This is a genomic window from Peptoanaerobacter stomatis, from assembly GCF_000238115.1.
Classification (GTDB): domain Bacteria; phylum Bacillota; class Clostridia; order Peptostreptococcales; family Filifactoraceae; genus Peptoanaerobacter; species Peptoanaerobacter stomatis.
The window spans coordinates 1-18,100 of the sequence record NZ_JH414572.1 but is presented as its reverse complement, the minus strand read 5'-3'; the positions used below and the strand labels follow the sequence as shown (position 1 = coordinate 18,100).

The window sequence follows — 18,100 nt, the reverse complement described above, 5'->3', positions numbered from 1 at the left end:
GATACTGATAATAATGTTAATATCATCATTTTATATAGAAATATATACAGGTAATGAAAAACAAACAATATTTAATTATGTAACAAGTACACTAAAACTAAGCGACGAAAGAAATAAGAAAACGAAGAAAAGAAAAATTTCATAAAGATATACTGGATAAATTAGAAAAAAAATACGGAGAAAAATTTGTAATAATGTCTGAATATGACGGAGATGTACCGTTTGGAGATTTACAGCAATATGTAGTGGTAAGGACACAGGATGATTCGCATAGATTCAAAGTACAGGTAGATTTTGATACGTACAGCATATATGGAGATACATATACAGGGTATTATCTATATCCAAAATATGAAAAATACATCAAAAAAATATTGTATGATGAATACGGTGAGAACGTAACTTTAGATAGGATGAAAATATCTCCTATTGCCGCAGATATTTATATAACTAAAGATACACCTATAGAAAAAATACCGGCTCAAATGTTTGATGATATAATTGGCAATATCACCTTTTATGTTAATGAAGAGATGTTGACAAACAGTACACCGAAAGAAGTGGTATATAAGATAGCAGCCACAATGGCTAAAAATAATGTGCCTACAATGATGTATGTAGGTTTTATAAAAAAAGGTATATATAAGTATGGGATTAATATTGATGAATATTACAAGTTGGAAGATGGTGAATTATTTATTCCATATGAAAGAAGAATAGAAAACAATAAAAAGTTTTTTGCATTTTTTTCAAAAAATGATAAAATTTATGAAGATCCATATTATTGGATAGATATAGATTATGATTATAAAAAAAGAAAATTTTTTATTTACGATTACGAAGAATATGACTTCACAGATAATAAAGATAAGTATGAAACTTATATAGATTAATTGAGGTACTATATAAAAATGACTGCATATTTATGATACAATGTATGTATTTCATATAATAAAAACAGTAATTAATTAGGGAGGGATTAAGATGGCAAGTAAATTAACAGAGGAACAACTGATGTTATTGGACAGCTTGATATATCTAAAATGGGAGAAAATGGAAATACAAGAATCTAAAACACCTAAAATATCTGATATAATAAACTATGCAAACAAAGAAAATAGTACTTTTTGGGCAGAAAACAAGGAAACTAAAATTGTAGGAAGCTATAACCCTGTTGAAATAAAAAATTATCATTGTTTTATGAACGAAAAGGAATGGAAGAAAATACTGGAACTGATAGAAAAAGATGAAATATTAATGAATTTGGAAATAAGTTCTATACATTGGAATCCCAGCATAGATGATAGAAAAATCGATGATAATACTATAAAAGAAGAAAGTATAGACAACACTTTATATACAGGTTCAAAAGCTGTAGTATTTACAGAAGAAAATGGAAAAAATCCGGTAGTAATATTTAGGGGTACAAGTAATAGAGAAGGCTGGCAAGATAATGGAGAAGGCGGATATCTTGCTGATACGCCTGCTCAAAAAGGTGCATTAAAACTGATAGAAAATTTGTCGGAAAAATATAAAGATATTACTGTATCAGGGCATTCAAAAGGGGGTAATCTGTCAGAGTATGTAACATTGTTATCAAATAATGTAGTAAGAGGATTATCTTTTGACGGTCAAGGATTTTCAAGCGAATTTTATGAAAAGCACAGAGCGACAATAGATAAAAATATCAATAAAGTAAAAAAATATTCACATATATATGACTATGTAAATACACTATTATTTACGGAATGTGAAACGGTATATATAAAAGGCAATAAATCTAATCTGTTTTTAGAGTATCACAAGCCTAATTTCATATTCGATAACAAGGATAATATTGAGTATATAAGCAAGAGCGAATTATCAAAATATCATTATATGGTAGAAGATATATCTCAATATATAAATACAGAGTATGATGGAGAAGAAAGAAAAAGAATAATGGATGCAGCAGTAAAATTTTTCTCCAAAAATGAAAATGCTGAATATAAAGATTTAGGTGTTATTTTTGATCCTGACGGTCTTAAAAAAGTATATAAGAAAAAATATAATGTAGGCGACTTTATTATTAAAGGTGATGGTGATGATGTAATACATGGAATAGACAGGACAGAAAAACCTGCAGGAGCAGAAGAAGATATAGAAAGTGTTGTAAATCATAGCGATGTAATATATGCAGGCGGTGGTGATGATAAGATATATGGAGGCAAATATGATGACTATCTGTACGGAGAAAAAGGCAACGATATTATATATGGAGAAGAAGGCAATGATTATATAGACGGGGGAAAGGGAAATGACAAGCTGTATGGCGGAGAAGGTGATGATACGTACTATTTTAGAAATGGTTATGGAATAGATGAGGTGACGGATACTCAAGGCAAAAATGTTTTACATTTTGCCGGTGTATACGCATCATCTATAAAAAAGGGCAAATTAAGGTTTGAAAATAAAAAGCTGAAAATAACATACAGCAATAATAATGACACAGTAATAGTGAATGATTTTGATGAGATATTTAAAAAGTCATCACAATATCTTAGTAAAGATAGACTATATTTAAAGTTCAAACCGAAATACAAAAAAGATGCAAATAATTTTTTGAAAGAAAAAGGCATAGATTATAATACAATAACAAATAAAGAAAATTACTCTACAGTAAAACCGAGAATAATAAGAAATTTAAATGGACAATACACATCAGCAAATTATGAAAACGGTGAAATGCCAAATAGCAATTTTGAAAAGGACGAAGAAATATATACATTTGCAATGTCAAAAAAATGGGAGGGACTGACAAAACTGTCAAATTACTATGACAGTGCTATGTCGGCAGGAAGAATAGATCCTCTTATACTTGATTTAGACGGGGACGGTATACATTTATCTTCTGTTGAGGATGGAGTACATTTTGATTTAGACGGTAACGATTTTAAAGAAAAAGTATCATGGATTGATAGCGGTGACGCATTGCTTGTATATGACAAAAATAATAATGGTATGATAGATTCCGGAGCGGAGCTGTTCGGAGATCAAACCTTACTTAAAAACGGTCAAAAGGCAGATGCGGGATTTCACGCATTATCGGATCTGGATAGCAATAATGACGGAAAAATAGACAGCAAAGATAAGGAATTTTCAAATATAAAAATATGGAAAGACATAAATAGAGATGGTATATCTTCGGAGAATGAAATATTTTCATTAAAAGATGTAGATATAAAATCCATATCGCTGGATAGTGAAGAGATACATCAAGGAGAGGGAAATGGGAACGTACTTGTCAGAAGAAGTTATTTTGAAAAAAATAACGGTAAAAAAATGATGATAGGTGAGTATCTGTTATCAAGAGATACAAAAGATAACAAACCAACACAAAATATACAAATAAGCGATGAGGCACAACATTATCCGCAAATAGCAGGAATAGGGCTGTTAAATTCATTAAGAGAAGCTATAAGCGTAGATAAAGATAATGTTATAAAAAGATTAATAGAAAATTTTTCAAAAGAAAAATCAAGAAAGTCAAGATTTAGTCTTATAGATGATATAATATTTAAATGGGCAGGTGTAGATAATGTCGATATAAATTCCAGAGGCGGATTATTTGATGCAAGAAAACTTATGGTTTTAGAGAAAGTTACAGGTCAGAATTTTATAGGACGAAGCAGAGAAAATAGAGGAAATCCGTTACAAGAAGCTGTATCAATGTTATCAAAAGCATATGAAATATTTAAAAATAAAATATACAGTGAGTTGACAAAACAAACTCAACTGAATTATTTATTTGATAATGCCGGTTTAAAACTTGATGAAAATAAAAAGCTTATTGTATGGGATAAAGATGAAGTTATTGACAAAATAAGAGAAAAAAATAAAGATGATAAAGATAATGAGTATTATGAAATACAGGATATACTTGATATAAATAATAATGATACTATTTTATCTGATGAAGATTTGAATAAGCTCAGAGGAGAGCTTTCAGATGAACAAAATTTTGAGATAGATTCTAAAAACAATAAGGTCTTAAGTAAAGAAAATATGTACAGCGAACTGTCTAAAAATGAAAATATATCTATAAAACTGGATGATGAAAATTATGAAATAACGACAGGTAACGGAGATAATGTTATCTATACCGGAAATGGGAATAATACAATAACAACAGGCAGCGGAGATGATATAATAAAAACAGGAGACGGACAAGATAAAATATATGCGGGAGACGGTGACGATATAATAAATGCCGGAAAAGGAGACGACCACATAGAAGGAGGAGAAGGCTCAGACACATATATATTCAGCAGAGGAGATGGAGCGGACACGATAAAAGAAAAAGAATATAGATTATCAGGAGAAAACACAATAAAATTTATAACGGATATAGTGCAAGAAGACGTACAAATAAAAAGACAGGGCGACAACATAATAATACAAGTATTAAGTAAAGACAAAACAACAATAGACAATGAAATAACAATACAAGAAGCCATAAAAGAATATACCGACTATACACAAATAACAAATATACAGTTTTCAGACGGCAGTGTATGGGACAAGGAAGAGATACTGACAAGACTAAAAACAATAAAGGCAAATGACAACTCGGATATATTAAAAGGATATAACTGGTCGGAAGTACTGATAGGAGGAGAAGGCTCAGACACATATATACTGACAGGAGACACAAATACGGATACAATAGTGGAAATAGAAAATAGAAATAATAATGTAGTGAAATTTGAAGAAGGTATAAAACCGGAAAATATTATGCCGTTAAGAAGTCAAAATGACTTAATATTGCAATTCGTATACGAAGATAATAATATAAACAATCAAGATGAAAGACTGCCGAAGCTGACAGGAGCATATCATATAATAAAAGACTATTACAAACAAGACGTACCGAACATAAAACAAATAATATTCAGCGACGGTACAATATGGGAAAAAGATGTAATAGACGAAAAAGCAAAATATATATACGGAAGCATACAAGATGATGAAATAATAGGAAATGATTGGAACGATATAATCTACACAAGCCATGGAAATGATAGAATACAAGCGGGAAAAGGTGACGATATAATAAATGCAATGGCAGGCTCAGACACATATTATTTTGAAAGAGGAGACGGTATAGACATAATACAAGGAGAAATAGACTACGAAGGAAATCCGAGCACAGATACCATAGAATTCGGAAAAGACATAACAACAGACGATATAAAAATACAAAGACAAGGAAATGACTTAATAATTAAAGTCCTAAGTAAAGATAAAACAACAATAGACAACGAAATAATAATAAAAGACGATTTCAGATATATAAACAAAGCGATAGAACAGATAAAATTTGAGGACAATCAAATATGGGACCAAGAAACGATATATAAAAAAGCAAGAACAATTTATGGTACACCGTCAGATGAAACTATAAACGGATTTGAAACAGACGACATAATATACTCGGACAAAGGAAATGATATACTGCAAGGAAAAGCAGGCTCAGACACATACTATTTCAAAAGAGGAGATGGAACGGACACGATAATAGACAATATAGATTATGCAGGCAATCCGAGTATAGACACAATAGAATTTGACAGTGATATATCAAGACAAGACATAAGAGTAAAAAAACAAGGCTATGATATGGTAATACAGGTACTGAGTAAAGATAAAACAACAATAGACAATGAGATAATAATAAAAGATGAATACGCATATAAAATTCCGCAAATAGAACAAGTAAAATTTGCAGACAATACAACACTGACATCGGAGCAATTAAAAGAAACAGCAAGCTATATATACGGTACAGACGGTAATGATACCATAAAATTGGAACAAGGCGATTTTACAGTACAATCAGGAAAAGGAAACGACATAATACAAGGAAGTGCAGGAAATACGACATACTCATTTAACAGAGGAGACGGAACAGACACGATAACAGACAATATAGACTATGTAGGAAATCCAAGTATAGACACAATACTATTAAAAGCGGATATAACAGAGGAAGACGTAATAGTAAAAAAACAAGGCTATGATATGGTGATACAGGTACTTAGCAAAGATAAAAAAACAATAGATAACGAGATAATAATAAAAGACGAATACGCATACAAAATTCCGCAAATAGAACAAGTGAAATTTGAATACAACAATATAATATGGACGCAAGCAGAACTAAAACAAAGAGCAAGCTATATATATGGGACAGATGGTGATGATATAATAAAACTGGAACATGGAGATTTCACAGTACAGGCAGGAAAAGGGAACGATATAATACAAGGAAGTGCGGGAAATACAACATATATATACAAAAAAGGAGATGGCAACGACATAATACGAGGAGAAATAGATTATCAAGGAAATCCGAGTATAGACACTATAAAACTGATTGACATAGATGAAAATAACATAAAAATAAAAAAACAAGGCTATGATATGATAATAGAAATACAAAATGAAGATAATACGAAAAATACAATAACGGTAAAAGACGAATACAAATATACAGTATCTCAAATAGAACAAATACAAATAGGAAACAGTAAAATATTAAATAAAGAACAAATAAATAAGTTATCAAAAACAATATATGGAACAGATAGAGGAGAAACTATAAAAGGCACAAATAAAAATGATATAATAAATGCAGGGAAAGGAGATGACTATATACAAGGGTATTACGGAGCGGATACGTATATATTCAACAAAGGTGATGGAATAGATACTATATATGACTATGATACCAATACAAACAATAAAGACACAATAAAATTAGGAGCAGATATATTAAACACAATATTTAAAAAAGAAGGAAGCAGTTTAAGTATACAATTTGCAGATAGCGATGACAAAATTAATATACAAAATTGGTATAAAAGCCCAAATTATCAAATAGAAGAAATAAAAGACAATAAAGGAAATATGATAACAAATAAAAAAGTGGAAAAACTGATAGAATATATGAGTACATTTGAAGCTAACACAGGAATGACATGGAACAATGCAATAAAACAAGATAAAGACAATCTGCAAACAGTACTGGAAAACTTCTGGATAAAAGAACAAGTATAAAATTTAAAATTATCAGCGATATAAAAGACACAATTTATTATATCGCTGATATATAATATTAATACTAAAGCAATTTAGAATAACAATGAATAAAAGATTAATAAGTATTGTTTAAAATATATAGTAATCATAAGTTATATAATGTATAAAAAATTGAAATAATTCAATAAATTAAAAAAAGAGGACAAGATGCAGGAAGAAAATATAAAAGATGATAAAGATACGGCAATAAAGTGTCTGGGTATAATAATGCAGTTTCACGATATAGTCTTAAATGAAGAACAAGCCAAACACAGTATAGGAAAATACGAAGATATAAACGAAATAGACATAGTAACAATAGCAAAAAATATGAACTTAAAATCAAAAATAGCAGATATAAAATACGACAAGTTGGAAAAAATGGTTTTACCGGCAATAGCGAAATTAAATGATAATACATATATAATAATAGCAAAAGCAGATAAAGAAAAAATATTGGCACTTTTTCCTGATAAAAACGCCCCTACAATAATAAAAAAAGATGAATTTACAAAAATATATTCAGGGAAAATAATTCTATTTACAAAAAGATATTTCACAAAATCAGATGTCATATTCGGAATAAAATGGTTTATACCGGATATAATAAAATACAAAAAGCCTTTATCACAAGTGTTACTTGCCGCATTTACAATGCAAGTGTTAGGTTTATTTACACCAATGATGATGCAGGTAGTAATAGATAAAGTATTAGTACATGGTTCATACTCGACACTAAATGTACTGGCGGTAGGACTGGTAATAATAACAATATTTGAATGCCTAATGCAAATGGCAAGAGGATATGTATTTTCAAACACAGTATCAAAAATAGATGTAATTTTAGGAGCAAGACTGTTTAGGCATCTATTTACACTACCATTTAGATACTTCGAATCAAGAAGGGTCGGAGATACAATAGCAAGAGTGAGAGAGCTGGAAAACATAAGAGCATTTTTAACAGGGACACCACTAACATTACTGATAGACACTATGTTTGTAGTAGTATATATAGCAGTAATGTTTTTTTATAACACGAAATTAACACTAACAGTATTACTGTCATTACCGATATTTGCGCTAATATCCATAATAGTAACACCGATATTTAAAGCAAGGTTAGAAGAAAGATTTTTTACAGGAGCAAAGGAGCAGGCATATCTGGTAGAAACAGTAACAGGAGTGCAGACAATAAAATCTTTAGCCTTAGAAAATCAAATACAAAGAAAATTTGAAGAACTGATATCCAATTATATAAAATCAACATTTAAAACCAATATAGTATCCACGAACGCAAGTGCAATAGCAAGCACGGTACAAAAGATATTTGATATAATAATACTATATCTGGGGGCACATCTGGTAATAAGTCAAAAAATGTCGGTAGGAACACTCATAGCGTTTAGAATGTTATCATCAAGAGTAAGCAGTCCGATATTAAGATTAGTACAAGTATGGCAAGATTTTCAACAAACAAGCGTATCAATAGATAGACTGTCAGATATATTTAATACAAAAGCGGAGACGAATATACAAAATACAAAAATAACAATGCCGGAAATAAAAGGAGAAATAGAATTTCAAAACGTAAGATTTAGATATAACACAGAACAAAGCGAAGTGATATCAAATATGAATTTTAAAATAAATGCAGGAGAAATAATAGGAGTAGTCGGGCGTTCAGGATCAGGAAAATCTACTATATCAAAACTAATACAAAGACTATATATACCGGAAGTAGGTAAAATAACAATAGATAAAATAGATATTTCACTTGCAGATGTAAGTTCTCTAAGACGTCAAATAGGAGTTGTTCTACAGGAAAATTTCTTATTTAATGCTACAATAAAAGAAAATATATCCATTCATTATCCAAAAGCAACTATAGAGCAAATAATGCAAGTTTGTAAAATAGCAGGAGCACATGATTTTATATTGGAACTGCCAAACGGATATGATGAAATGGTAGGCGAAAACGGAACAGGATTGTCAGGAGGACAAAAACAAAGAATAGCAATAGCAAGAGCACTACTTACAAATCCTAAAATATTAATATTTGATGAAGCAACATCAGCTCTTGACTACGAGTCGGAAAGCATAATACAAAACAACCTAAAACAAATATGCAAAGACAAAACAGTGATAATAATAGCCCATAGACTGTCAACACTAAAAGATGCAGATAAAATTATGGCAATTGATAAAGGAAGACTGATAGAATACGGAACGAAACAAGAGCTCTTAGATAAAAAAGGCTTATATTATTACCTGCATTCTAAGCAAGAAAGAGGCAATATATGTTAGATAAAATCAGGGAAAAATACAAAGAAAAACAAGACGAAAAACTACAATACGAATTTTTACCGTCAGCACTTGAAATAGTGGAAAATCCGCCATCACCACTTGGAACAAAGATAATAACAGGAATATTTTTAATAATCCTAACAGCAATAATATATGCAAGCATAAGTAAAGTAGATATGGTAGCAGTAGCAAGAGGCAAAATAATACCGAATGGTAGAGTAAAAGTAATACAAGTATTAGAAGAAGGAATAATAACTGGTATATATGTAGACGAGGGAGAAAAAGTAAATAAAGGACAATTACTTATAGACTTGGATAAAACATTAAAACAAGTAGATGAACAGACAATTAATAATAATCTGAATATATTAAAAGTGGAAAATATAATATTACAAGATTACCTGGATAAAAAAGATATACGTCAAATACAGGAAAAAATACAAAACTTTGACTTAGATGAGGATATAAAAACATCGTTAAATAAACTGATACTATCTAAAAGAGAAAATTTTGACACACAAAAATCATTCTTAAATCTTACAATTGAAGGAAGTAAAAACTCTATTGAGTTAGCAAAAGAACAATTGAACAAATTGGAACTTGAAAACAATATATTAAATAAAGACAAAGAAAATATACAAGATATACAAAATAATACAACTGTAGAAGAAAATGAACTTGAAACATTAAAAAACAAAATACAAATAGCAATTAATGATGAACAAACATATAAAAATCTATATGAAGAAGGAGCAGTATCAAAACAGGAATATATAGATAAATTAAATACATTAAACCTGCTAAAAAAACAAGAAGATACACAAAAGGCTAAAATGAAAAATGAAAAGACAAATATAGATATAAAATATAAGCAAACAAATGATAATATAGAGTTAAATAAAAATCAAATCAATCAGCAAAAAATACAAATAGAAAAACTTGAGATACAGCTAAACCAATCACAAGAAAAACTGAATAATCTGGAAAAAGAAGATTTATTACAAACGCTGAATCAAATATTGGAAAAACAAAAACAAATTAAAGAACAGGAAAGTTTAAGAGATAAAACAAAACAAAGTTTAAATTATCAAAGTATAAAATCACCTGTAAATGGAACGGTATCATCACTGGCAGTAAATACAATAGGAGGCGTAGTAAGTCCGTCACAAAGCATAATGAGCATAGTTCCGGAAAACACAGAGCTTATAATAGAGGCAATGGTGCAAAACAAAGACATAGGATTTATACACGAAAATCAAGAAGTAAATATAAAAATAGATACATTTTCATTTCAAAAGTATGGAGTAATAAGCGGAAAAGTAGAAAAGATAAGTCCAGATGCCTATGAAGATGAAAAATATGGATTAGTTTACAAAATAAAAGTAAAGTTAAACAAAGATACTATAAAAGTGGAAGATAAAGACGTTAAATTATCATCAGGAATGGGAGTAACCGTAGAAATAAAGACCGGTAAAAGAAGAGTTATAGAATTTTTGATAGAACCGCTTGTAAAATATATAGATGAGGCGTTTAAAATTAGATAAAAATATAGTAGTTATCTATGGGTAAATTAAAAAGTTTTATAAAATTACTTGCGATTATTTAATTGGTATTAGGAGATGAAATATGAAACAGACATCTGAAACGATAGAGCTCGGTATATTTTTGGCTCTTGCAGGCGGTTTTATGGATGCATATTCTTATATATGCAGGGGTAAGGTTTTTGCAAATGCACAGACAGGTAATATTTTGTTGTTTGGAGTAAAGCTGTCAGAGGGGAAGATAAACGATGCAATCCGATACGGTATGCCGGTTGTGGCATTTTCAACAGGTATATTTTTGGCGGAGATAATAAGGCATATAGTTGAAAAAATAGAAAATAATGATAAAAAAATTTTGCATTGGCGACAAATAGGCATAGTAATAGAGATGCTTTTATTGTTAAGTGTATGTTTTATATCACAAAAGCACAACTTACTTGCGAATAATATAACATCTATGGCTTGCGGAATACAAGTGGAAAGTTTTAGAAAAATGCACGGAAATGGTATTGCAACGACAATGTGTATCGGTAATCTTAGGAGTGCAACTGAAAATATGTACGGCTTTTTAAAAAATAAAAATAATATTTTTCTAAGAAAATCAATATTGTATTATTTTGTAATAATATGTTTTGTCATAGGTGCGATACTTGGAAATATATTTATAAATATAATGAATGAAAAATCTATGATAGTGTGCATTTTATTTTTATTTATATCCTTTTTTATGATGTTCAAGGAGGAACGTGAAAGTATCATAGATTTATAATAAAAGTTAATAGAGTACGAATATTTATATTTTTAAGAATTTATTATCTGAACAAAATTAAATATACTCGAAGTAAAAAAATGTATACATTTTATCATCAATTAAATAAATATCAGTATTAACCGTTAGTCAATATGGATTGATGTATATCTTTTTTGTTTATAAATTTAAGATAGAATAAACCGGATGATATTCTAAGTATGCCTACTAATAAGAAAGAATCGACTTTCATACTGCTTATAGCTATTGTGCCACTTATAGTGCCTATAAAAAACGACAGTATGTTTACAAAGAAAAATAAAAAATATCTAAAAGCTTTTTTATCCCCTCTAAGAGTTTTTCCGAGATTAACTGCACAGTCGGTCAAATATCCGCTTAGATGAGTTGTTCTTGTTGTAATTCCTTTATATCTTGTAAGCAAACCGTTTTGTGAACCAGCAATGAATGCCGTTGAGATTATAAGTATAAAAGTTGAGTGTATAAAAGCGTTTAAAATTATGTATAAGACCCCGTATATTATCACAGTTATACCGAACATTCGGCTAAAGCCGACATGTTTTTTGTAAAATGTAAAGCCTGAAAAAACTCCTCCTATAAAAAACGATAAGATTGCACTTGTAAAAAGACAGACTGATTCCAAATTACCGTTCATAATAGCAATAGCAAGATTGCTTACATTACCAGTGTGATGTGAAAGAGGTATGCTGCAATAGAGTAGGGCAATACAATTTGTGTATCCTGAGGTGAATGTAAGAAACATAAGCCAAAATACAATTTTCAAGTTCAATTTTTTTGTATACATAATTATGCGCACCTTTATAAATTCAATTGAATACAGATATTTTTTATATAATGCTCAAATTGTTTTGCAAGTTGAGTTGCTAAAGATTATTACAAATAATCTGTATTATAAAAAACTATATGGAACAAAACATATTTGAACGTTTGTTCAGTATAAAAATATACTAATATCAAATAATATTATATCATATAAGAATGTGCATTACTATATAAAATGTATATAATGAATAATTTTAAAAAATTAATTCAAAAAAACCTCAATTTTTTAAAAAGAGGTTTTTGAATTTTTTTAACAATGATCATTTTTATATTATTTCAAATATTTATTTTATGCTTCTTCAGGCAATATATATTCTTGTTTGTAAGCATTGAATCTGCTCATAAATTTTTCGTCTTTTTCTTTTTTAAATGTGTGAGCAAGCAAGTCATTTTCGCCTACTTCTACAATTGTTATGGCTATATTACTGCAATGGTCCGCTATTCTTTCAAAGTCTGTTATTAAATCTGACCATACAAATCCGACTTCAACAGAGCATTTATTATCTATAAGTCTTTGTATATGTCTGTTTTTTAACTCTTCTGACAATACGTCTATAACTTCTTCTAAAGGCTCTATTTCTCTTGATTTTTCATAGTCAGTATTTTTGCAATACAAAAATGTTTTTTCAATTATATCTCTGATTGCTTTTGTATAAACATCTAACTCCTGTTTTGCTATATCTGATAAATAAAGACCTTTGTCTTGCATAGATTTTGCGGATTGAACTATATTGTATGCGTGATCTGATATTCTTTCAAAATTTCCTATTATATGGAATAGCGTGTTTATATATTTTCTATCCTCATCAGGTAAATCTTTTGTGCTTAGTTTTATTAGATATGCGCTTATAGCATCATCATAAGTATCGCTGTCTTTTTCTAGTTGCTTTACTTTTTCATATTTACTTTCTGTGCAATCTCCTATGCTGTCTATTGCTTTGAATAAACATTTTTTTGTTAGCTCAGACATAGAGTTTACAACTATTTTACACTGATCCAGAGCAAAAATTGGAGTTTCCAAAAATAAGTCATCAAGCAGTCTAAGGCTTTCTTGTAATTTACCGGCTTCAATATTTTCTTCGTCTTCTGTTTCAGGTATTGTAGTAGTGGCAAGTTTTAACAGTATATTTGAAAACGGTAATAAAATTATTGTAGCAGTAAGGTTAAACGTAGAGTGAATAACAGCTATTCCTACAGCGGTAGCAGATTCTTGCATAAAGCTGAAATGTACAATAGAGTTTATAGAGTAAAATGCAACCATAAAAAGTATTGTACCGATAAGATTGAAATACAGATGTATTAATGCCGCTCTTCTTCCGTTTTTACCTGTACCTATGGATGATAACAGTGCAGTTACACAAGTACCTATATTTTGTCCCATTATAATCGGTACAGCTGATGCGTATGGTACAAGACCTGTCATACATAGTGCCTGCAATATACCTACAGATGCAGAAGATGATTGTATTATTGATGTCAATACCACACCGACAATCATACCTAATATAGGGTTTTGGAACATTATAAATAGATTTTTAAATTCAGGTATTTCTGATAATGGTTCAACAGAACTGCTCATTGCATCCATACCGTACATCAATATTGCAAAGCCTATTAATATTGAGCCTATGCTTTTTTTTCTTTCCTTTGAAGAGAACATCACAAGACATACACCTATAAGTGCTATTATAGGAGAAAAGCTTGTCGGTTTTAACATTGTGATAAAAAAGTTATCACTTTTTATTCCTGTTAAGCTCAAAATCCATGATGTTATTGTAGTACCTATGTTTGCTCCCATTATTACTCCAACAGCCTGTTGAAGTTTTATCATATTAGAGTTTACCAGACCTATGACCATAACCGTAGTAGCTGATGAGCTTTGGACTATTGCGGTTACACCTGCACCAAGAAGTACAGCTTTTATAGGATTGCTTGTAAGCTTTTCCAGTATTTTTTCAAGTTTTCCGCCTGCCACTTTAGAAAGTCCTTCTCCAAGAACTTCCATTCCATATAAGAATAAAGCAAGTCCTCCTATGAGAGATAAAAAATCAAAAAAAGTCAAAATATTTCCTCCAATCAATTTTAAGACGATTCATAAAATAATCCTTATATATTATAATATGAACTTGATATTATTTCAAATAATATTTATTCGGTTTTTAAATTTAGTTTAAAGATATACGTTTTTTCATAATAAATTAATATTTAAGTATATTTTCTTTAACTATCATTTGATAATATATTATGTATAAAAATTAAGCAATAAACATAAAAATGCAAAGAAACATTCAGTTGTTTATATTATAAATTTATGATATGATTTTAAAGAATACAGAAATGTAGAATATAAAAACTTCAAAGTACAATGATATTTACAATAAGGTTTTTATATAATTTTTAACAAATGCAAATGATAATTTTACAATATTTATAATATAGTAAAGGATATAAGATGGAAAGTTTTTATATAGCATTTAATGCTGTTGCCCCGATATCATTTTTGGTAATTTTCGGATATTACTTAAAAGAGAAAAAATATCTTGCAAAAGAAACCATATCCAATTTGAACAAATTATGTTTTAACATATTTTTACCTGTACTTACATTCAGTAATATACTGCATACAAATGTGAGAGAAATATTTGATATTAAACTTTTTATATATGTGTTTATAAGCATAATCGCCATGGTTGTGGCATTAAGTATGATAGTGCCGTTTATTGAGCCTGATTCAAAAAAACAAGGGGCACTTATACAAGGTATATACAGAAGTAATTTTGTTATATTGGGAATACCTCTGACTAATCATATTGCAGGCAATGCAGGTGCATTTGTTGCATCAATACTCATAATGGTTGTCATACCTATGTATAATATGTTGGCTGTAATTGTGCTTGCAACTCATAGCGGAAGAAATACAGATTTGAAAAACGTATTGAAAGAAATTATCAGAAATCCTCTTATAATTGCATCCATACTTGCAATAATCCTTTCTTTATTAAATGTGAAAGTGCCTCAATTCGTGGACAAAATAATATTGGATTTGGCAAAAATCGGCGGTGTACTTCCTATGATTATGCTTGGGAGTATGCTTGATTTTAAAAAAATATCTTCAAATATAAGAAATATATTTATCGGAGTTTTCGGCAGACTTATATTAATGCCTCTTATATTTTTAACAATAGCTATAGCACTTGGATTCAGTAGTGAAAAAATAGTGACTCTCATAGCCATGTACTGTGCACCGACGGCGGTCAGTTCTGCACTTATGGCTGAGCAAATGGGATGCGATTACGAACTTGCTGCACAGATAATAATATTTACAACGGTTATATCATGTTTTACAATATTTTTATGGGTATTTACATTGGATTTTTTGAAATTTATATAAAAAAATGTATTGTTAAAGAAAAAATGGGAATATATATACTATAAATTAATTTTTTAAATCAGAAAGGAACTTGTACTTGAAAAAAATAATTTTATATCAGTTGAGTGAAGATAGGAAAGATAGGATTTCAAAGATATTAAAAGAAGACATTACAGTTAAATTTATTGATAAAAATATGTTAAATGAGGTTGTAGGAGATATTTTTAACGATACTGAAAAAAATGTGTCATATGAACCTGACAATGACAGCATTTTTGATAATGAATTTATGCTCATACAAGGGTTTGATACAGACGAGGATATCAGAGAGCTTTTATTTTCTTTCAAGTCCAATTTAGTTGAAAGGCCGATAACTTCGTCAAGGACTGAAAGTAATGAAAAATGGACATTGAAAGAGCTTTTAAAAGAAATATTTGAAGAAAATGAATATATGAAAAATTATAATAAACAGAAGTAGGGATAAGATGAAAAGATTTGATATTATAGTTATAGGTAGCGGAAGCGCTAATATAGTTGTAGATGAAGCTTTGGAAAAAGGCTTGAAATGTGCAATGATAGAAAACGGAAAATTTGGCGGTACTTGTCTTACAAGAGGTTGTATACCTACAAAAGTAATGGTAACGGTAGCAGATTTTATAAGACAGGCACAAAAAGCGTCTAAAATAGGGATAAATATAAAGGATATATCCGTAGATTTCGACAAAGTTTCAAAAAGAGTATGGCAAAAGATAGATGAAAGTAAAGACGTATACCAATATTACAAAAGTAAAGAAAATTTGACTGTATATGAAGGTACTGCAAAATTTATATCAGATAAAGAAATAAAAGTAGTTTTTAATGATAGTGCAAAGCAAGATGAGATTATAACTGCTGATAAGATAGTAATAGGAGCAGGCGCCAGAACAAAAGTTCCTAAGATAGAAGGTCTTGAAGAAGTAGGGTATTTAACTTCAGAAAGTTTTTTTGGAGATAAATTCCCTAAAAAACCATATGAAAGTGTTACAGTCATAGGCGGTGGATATATAGGCGTGGAATTTGCGCATATATTGTCTGCGCTTGGTTCAAAAGTAAATATAGTACAACATAATATGTATTTATTGCCCAAAGAAGAAGAAGATATTTCAGTTACAATACCTGAAATACTTTCAAAATACGGTATAGATGTATATACAAATAAAGACACAATAAGAACTTATATGCAAGACGGAAAAAAAATACTTGAATTTAAAAATATATCAAACGGAAGATTATACAGTGTAAAATCAGATGAAATAATAGTAGCCCCCGGTGTTATGAGTAATGCCGATACACTTGATATACAAAATACATCTATAGAGTTGGAAAAAGGATATATAAAAACAAATGAATTTTTAGAAACTACGGTTGACGGAGTTTATGCGATTGGAGATATAAACGGGAAATATCAATTCAGGCACAAAGCTAATTATGAAGCGGAGATATTGTCACATAATTTATTTTATGCCGAGGATAATGATTATGAGTTTGCAAGTTATGATGCTGTGCCGGCTGTAACATATATATATCCACAGGTTGCTCATGTAGGTCTTACAGAAAAAGAAGCAAGAAAAAAAGGATATAAAATACAAGTGGCGTTGCATTATTATTATCAGACTGCTAAAGGTTTTGCACTCGGATATAATGAGGGTGAAGAAGGTGACGGATTTGTAAAAATAATAATAGAAAAAGACAGTAAAAAAATATTAGGAGTTCATATAATAGGTGATGAGGCATCAATATTATTACAGCCATATGTAGAGCTTATGAATGCGGGAGAAAAGACAATACAACCTATAAATGAAGAGATAGGTTCACAGCTTACAAAAAGATTAAGAAAAGAAAATTATAAATGTAATCTTAATCCTAATACTATAGAGCTTACGAATAAGACAATGGTTGCACATCCGTCTTTATCAGAAGTTAGTATATGGACTAAATATATGGATTTTAAATAAAAAATATCTGTTAGAGTGTCTACAACAGATATTATAGAACTGATAATAATATAATCAAAAAANAATATATATATATATATATATATATATATATATATATATATATATATATATATATATATATATATATATATATATATATATATATATATATATATATATA

At 29.4% G+C, this 18,100-nt stretch carries 10 protein-coding genes; 8 read left to right on the top strand and 2 right to left on the bottom strand.

What is annotated here, in order from left to right:
- Nucleotides 1-194: 194 nt before the first annotated feature.
- The 5 genes from HMPREF9629_RS10640 to HMPREF9629_RS10620 all read left to right on the top strand — a co-directional run bounded on the left by HMPREF9629_RS10640 (nt 195) and on the right by HMPREF9629_RS10620 (nt 11,733).
- Entirely contained in the window at nt 195-893 is a 699-nt protein-coding gene (locus HMPREF9629_RS10640) for a hypothetical protein (protein WP_009526392.1), read from the top strand.
- 91 nt (nt 894-984) lie between these two features.
- The gene (locus tag HMPREF9629_RS10635; RefSeq protein WP_009526391.1) at nt 985-7,098 is read left to right on the top strand and encodes a calcium-binding protein; all 6,114 of its coding nucleotides are present in this window, start codon (nt 985-987) and stop codon (nt 7,096-7,098) included.
- A gap of 189 nt (nt 7,099-7,287) precedes the next feature.
- Entirely contained in the window at nt 7,288-9,423 is a 2,136-nt protein-coding gene (locus HMPREF9629_RS10630; protein ID WP_009526390.1) for a peptidase domain-containing ABC transporter, read from the top strand.
- On the top strand, nt 9,417-10,967 hold the full coding sequence (locus HMPREF9629_RS10625) for an HlyD family type I secretion periplasmic adaptor subunit (protein WP_009526389.1): 1,551 nt from the start codon (nt 9,417-9,419) through the stop codon (nt 10,965-10,967). Before HMPREF9629_RS10630 ends, HMPREF9629_RS10625 begins: the two co-directional genes overlap by 7 nt.
- A gap of 82 nt (nt 10,968-11,049) precedes the next feature.
- Nucleotides 11,050-11,733 carry a YoaK family protein gene (locus HMPREF9629_RS10620; RefSeq protein WP_009526388.1) on the top strand — a complete coding sequence of 228 codons (684 nt, stop codon included), beginning with the start codon at nt 11,050-11,052 and terminating at the stop codon, nt 11,731-11,733.
- Nucleotides 11,734-11,851: 118 nt separating this feature from the next.
- Here HMPREF9629_RS10620 and HMPREF9629_RS10615 read toward each other — a convergent pair whose 3' ends face one another.
- Nucleotides 11,852-12,535, bottom strand: a complete 684-nt coding sequence (locus tag HMPREF9629_RS10615) for a YoaK family protein (protein ID WP_009526387.1) — start codon at nt 12,533-12,535, stop codon at nt 11,852-11,854.
- A gap of 327 nt (nt 12,536-12,862) precedes the next feature.
- A complete protein-coding gene (locus tag HMPREF9629_RS10610; RefSeq protein ID WP_009526386.1) occupies nt 12,863-14,635 on the bottom strand; it encodes a Na/Pi cotransporter family protein in 1,773 nt (590 codons plus the stop codon).
- A gap of 390 nt (nt 14,636-15,025) precedes the next feature.
- On the opposite strand from HMPREF9629_RS10610, the gene HMPREF9629_RS10605 reads away from it, so the two are divergent.
- The 3 genes from HMPREF9629_RS10605 to HMPREF9629_RS10595 all read left to right on the top strand — a co-directional run bounded on the left by HMPREF9629_RS10605 (nt 15,026) and on the right by HMPREF9629_RS10595 (nt 17,937).
- Nucleotides 15,026-15,964 carry an AEC family transporter gene (locus HMPREF9629_RS10605; RefSeq protein WP_009526385.1) on the top strand — a complete coding sequence of 313 codons (939 nt, stop codon included), beginning with the start codon at nt 15,026-15,028 and terminating at the stop codon, nt 15,962-15,964.
- A gap of 76 nt (nt 15,965-16,040) precedes the next feature.
- Complete coding sequence (locus HMPREF9629_RS10600; protein ID WP_009526384.1) at nt 16,041-16,421, top strand: DUF3783 domain-containing protein; 381 nt, start codon at nt 16,041-16,043, stop codon at nt 16,419-16,421.
- Nucleotides 16,422-16,428: 7 nt separating this feature from the next.
- The gene (locus HMPREF9629_RS10595) at nt 16,429-17,937 is read left to right on the top strand and encodes a dihydrolipoyl dehydrogenase family protein (protein ID WP_009526383.1); all 1,509 of its coding nucleotides are present in this window, start codon (nt 16,429-16,431) and stop codon (nt 17,935-17,937) included.
- Nucleotides 17,938-18,100: the final 163 nt, after the last annotated feature.